Annotated in this window: 7 protein-coding genes; 6 read left to right on the top strand and 1 reads right to left on the bottom strand. The window is 43.7% G+C overall.

The features are described from left to right. Positions 1-79: 79 nt before the first annotated feature. Positions 80-358, bottom strand: a complete 279-nt coding sequence (locus GEI7105_RS0112945; protein WP_017660882.1) for a hypothetical protein — start codon at positions 356-358, stop codon at positions 80-82. 278 nt (positions 359-636) lie between these two features. On the opposite strand from GEI7105_RS0112945, the gene GEI7105_RS0112940 reads away from it, so the two are divergent. From GEI7105_RS0112940 to GEI7105_RS37240, 6 genes are all read left to right on the top strand, one after another. Beyond that, positions 637-1482, top strand: a complete 846-nt coding sequence (locus tag GEI7105_RS0112940; protein WP_144053788.1) for a DUF6972 family protein — start codon at positions 637-639, stop codon at positions 1480-1482. Positions 1483-1725: 243 nt separating this feature from the next. Next, positions 1726-1971, top strand: a complete 246-nt coding sequence (locus GEI7105_RS0112930; protein WP_017660879.1) for a hypothetical protein — start codon at positions 1726-1728, stop codon at positions 1969-1971. 396 nt (positions 1972-2367) lie between these two features. Next, positions 2368-2928 (top strand): helix-turn-helix domain-containing protein, encoded by a 561-nt coding sequence (locus tag GEI7105_RS30340; RefSeq protein ID WP_158413202.1) that lies wholly within the window; start codon positions 2368-2370, stop codon positions 2926-2928. Beyond that, a complete protein-coding gene (locus GEI7105_RS33455) occupies positions 2918-3313 on the top strand; it encodes a transposase (protein ID WP_245555404.1) in 396 nt (131 codons plus the stop codon). Before GEI7105_RS30340 ends, GEI7105_RS33455 begins: the two co-directional genes overlap by 11 nt. Then, on the top strand, positions 3289-3501 hold the full coding sequence (locus GEI7105_RS38445; RefSeq protein ID WP_218959082.1) for a hypothetical protein: 213 nt from the start codon (positions 3289-3291) through the stop codon (positions 3499-3501). The genes GEI7105_RS33455 and GEI7105_RS38445 overlap by 25 nt, the downstream gene beginning before the upstream one ends. Positions 3502-3603: 102 nt before the next feature. Then, positions 3604-3864 (top strand): helix-turn-helix domain-containing protein (locus tag GEI7105_RS37240; protein ID WP_245555403.1); only part of this gene is annotated, 261 nt, incomplete at its 3' end.

The following is a 3864-nucleotide window of genomic DNA, read 5'->3' as shown; positions in this document are numbered from 1 at the left end:
GCAACTCCGCCTTGAGTTCGCTCGGGTTTCTACCGCTTGATTTTCTCTTCTCTCCAGAACGGCTGCTTTTTGTCAATCCCTATGACCCTTCTGAGTTTTCTGCACCACTAAGCAGGTTGCCCACATCCGACCACAGAGCGGCGGCGACGCATAACAGGAGCGTCTGGCTCTCGAAAGCAGATAAGCCAAATTGGTCTTGCAACTTTTCTAACTCTGGACTCGCCGTTTGGAGGGCGATCGCATCGGGAGGTTGGGATGAGTTCGCTTCAAGGTAGTGTTTGAGAGTCTGACGCACGCTCAGTGCCGCTCGAACGAGCGATCGCGTGTTGGGTTCGGCTTGGTTCGGCTGACTCTCCATAATCGTGACAGTTCGATTCGTAATATTTTTGGGATTCTGTGGTAGATTAACACAAAGTTCGATCGAAAGACTCTTCTCGAAGGTAATTTTGAGAAATGGGCGCTCTCTTCGACCCACAACAATCGAAGGCTCCTAGCCGCACCAATTTCTGGGCGGTTCCTTCCCCTGCGGCTCCCTCGACGTCGAATGCGGCCGAAGAACCCGAAGTCACCTTAAGCGAGTTGGGGGTTCGGGAGGGAAATCCCAATGTCAGTTGGGCCGAACGAATGTCAGCGCCGGTGGCTGATGAAGCGGCTTCAGGTGCGAAAGGTCTGGCAGAGGAGAGAAGCTCGCCAAGGCAGTCAGCTAGTCTAGGAGCTTCTCCTTCTTCTGAAAATTCGATCGCTCAGGCTCGAGGTCCTGGGCAAGCGGGAACGGGTCAAGGTGAAGGGAATGCTGGCTACACGGCTTTGACTTGTGCGGCGGTCGGGCCTTCAACGATTATCGTATCCTTTGAAATAGTTGGGAAACCGGGGGTTATTCTCGAAGAAATCGATGTATGGGTCGAGTTTAGAGGAGAAGGAGGAGACCCCGGTCCCCAACATTTCCAACATATCCTTAGCCCTCCTCGATCGAATGTAGTCGTTGAGCGAGAGGTAACATTTACGGAAGAGGGAACTTATTCTGCCGTCTTGAGTGGTAATGCTTTGGGTACAGGCCGTAGACCACTAAGGATTGGAGTTACACAGACCAATGAATTTAGAGTCAGTCAGGCTCCAAATGAGGAGCCAGGTGGTCGTCCCCCTCAGCCCTCAGAGTTTGATATCAATTATACAGAAAAGTGGCATCTTCGAGATGGCTCTAGAGCAAGTAGAGAATACAATCGAGGTAAAGGAATTCATGTCTTTGAAGGTCAAGACTTACCCGCTTTAGAGCAGCGAGTTTGGGAGAGAGGTCTTTACTCAGGGTTTGCTGGCAACCATGACCGTTGGATCTACAATTCTCCCCAGCAAATAGGGACTCGATATCAAAAAGGACGGCCAGATATACCTCTTCATATAGTGGAAATTAAAGGTAGATACGTCAACAATACTTTTAGATATCACCTGGTGCCAAGAGTTAGACCTGCTGGAGAAGACGAATGAATTGTAAGAAACTAAAATGGATTGAAGTTTGGCTGTTCCTGATGCCCGATTCTATTCAAAGGCGGGATTGTTTGTACGATATGGATTTTTTTATATTGAAGGTTTATGAGGATGGGACAATCATTACCTATAACTACAATAAGGATCGAGATATAGATATCTGTGATAGTTATGAGGATGTTGAAGCATGGCTCTCCGAGGACGAATTTCGGATGATCGAGCGCAAGTATGTGAAGGAAACAGATGATGAGTAAAAAATGTTTAGTGTGGTCTGAAGTCTGGATGTTCGCTGTATTTGACAGCAGTGGTATTGACCAACTAAGTCTATTAGTGTTAGCAGGATTTGATAATAACGAAGTAGAAATTTACGATCCTAGATTACCAGAAGAAAATCGAGTTTCTCACTCGTTTAAAAACTACGAGAAAGCCAAACACTGGCTTCTAGAAAACCACTATAAATTATTAGATGAGCGAGAGGATTTATATTGATATTCGTACCTCTCTTACACTCTCTAGACCGTGTTAAGTAGCTCCACCTAAATAAGCGTATAATAGATACAGCCCTATAAGAACTGAAAAAATCATGCCAGCGCCCTTGCAGGGTACATCTCAAAAATGTAAATTTATGGCTCTTCGGAGTTTAGGGTGACAGAAAAACTAACTTCACGAGATTTCAAGGGTTTTGGCTCTCGAATTCTCAATTTTTTGTATTATGGTATACATTTATAACCACAAACTCCGAAGACCCAAATTTATCGAATTGGGCGCACTCAATTTCCAGATCCCCGGCATCTTGGAGATGCCGGGGATCTTATACCGGAAGTGCTAATCGGGAATTTTTCCACCCAAAACTGATGTTTTTGCAAAAGTGAGATGCACCCCCCCTTGCAAGTCAAACTCTCAGAAAGTGAAGATATAACTTTAGAACAGTTATCTCTAGCAAATGCGATTGCTAAAAGAACCAAACAAAGAGCAATGGCTTTGAGATTAAGCCATCAAGGATGGTCGGTTACTCAAATTGGGGACTATCTAAAATGTACTCCCCAAACGGTCAGAAAAACAATTCATAGATGGGAAACCCAAGGGCTAATGGGATTATGGGATAACCCGAGATCGGGAAGGAAAAGATCTTGGGACGAAGAAGATTGGCAATATCTTGAAAAATGTTTAAATGAGGAGTGTGGTTATACCAGCAAACAATTAGCGGAAAAACTCGAACCAGAACGCCAAGTCAAATTAGGAGCGGAACAAATTCGCCGAATACTCAAAAAAAAATTGGCGTTGGAAGAGAATAAGAAGGCAACCCCCTTTAAGCCTGAGTCCCAAAGAAGTGGAAGCCAAAAAGCAAGATTTGGCAATGCTGAAGAAGTGGGCAGAAATGGGTTTAATCACCTTAATGTATTTAGACGAGTCAGGATGTTGTCCTCAAAGTCCGTTGGTTTATAGTTATGGAGAAGTGGGAAAACAAAAAATAGTCAGGCAAAAAGAAAGAAGAGGAAGACGAATAAATATTATGGGAGTCTGGGAACCCGATCAGAAATTAGAGTATGGACCGATCGGATGTAGTTTTAATGCCCAGAGATATATTCAATTTTTAGATGCCCAAGCTAAACAAGCCAGCAAGAGACTGTTTGAGACCGGACAATTCACAGTAATTGTCAATGACAATGCCTCAATTCACCGAGCGTCAAAAGCCAAAGAAAGGCAGAGTTATTGGGAAAAACAAGGGGTGCATCTCAAAAATGTAAATCTATACGAGAGAATAAGGATTTCAGCCTCCAATTCTCATGTTTTTGCAAAACTGAGATGCACCCAAAACAAGGATTACTAATCTTTTTTCAAGCCAGTTACAATCCGCAAATGAATAGAATGGAAGATCAGTGGTTACACCTGAAGAGAGATGAATTAAGAGGGCGAGTATTTCAAGATGAATATGATTTAGTTGAAGGAATTATAGAGGGAATGAAGCATCGAGGAGAACAGGGTGGATTTGAAGTGGAGCGTTTTATTTTTAATTAAGTGGAGCTACTTATACGGAATCCAGTTGTCAAAGCCACGCTATAATAGTTAAAACTTCAGACTTAAAAAGTGATGCCGAGAACAGTAACGATAGTTCCCCATTTGCCAGTAGAAGAACTTAAAAACAGATATAGAAAGAGCCGCGACCCGGTAGAGACAAAGAGATGGCATTTATTGTGGAAAGTCGCGTCAGGATGGACGATTAAAAATAGTGCCGTCGCAGTGGGAATCAGTTATGGCTATGCCCGAGAAGTCGTCAAAAACTATAACGAACAAGGAGAAAAATCGATCAGAAATCAGCGAAATAAAAATCGGTCTTATGCGGGAGGTCGAACCCCGTTACTGAAAGAAGAACAATTGCAA

This window comes from Baaleninema simplex PCC 7105, assembly GCF_000332355.1.
GTDB lineage: Bacteria > Cyanobacteriota > Cyanobacteriia > Cyanobacteriales > Geitlerinemataceae > Baaleninema > Baaleninema simplex.
Note: the sequence above shows the minus strand (reverse complement) of the source record. Positions and strands in the feature narration are given on the sequence as shown.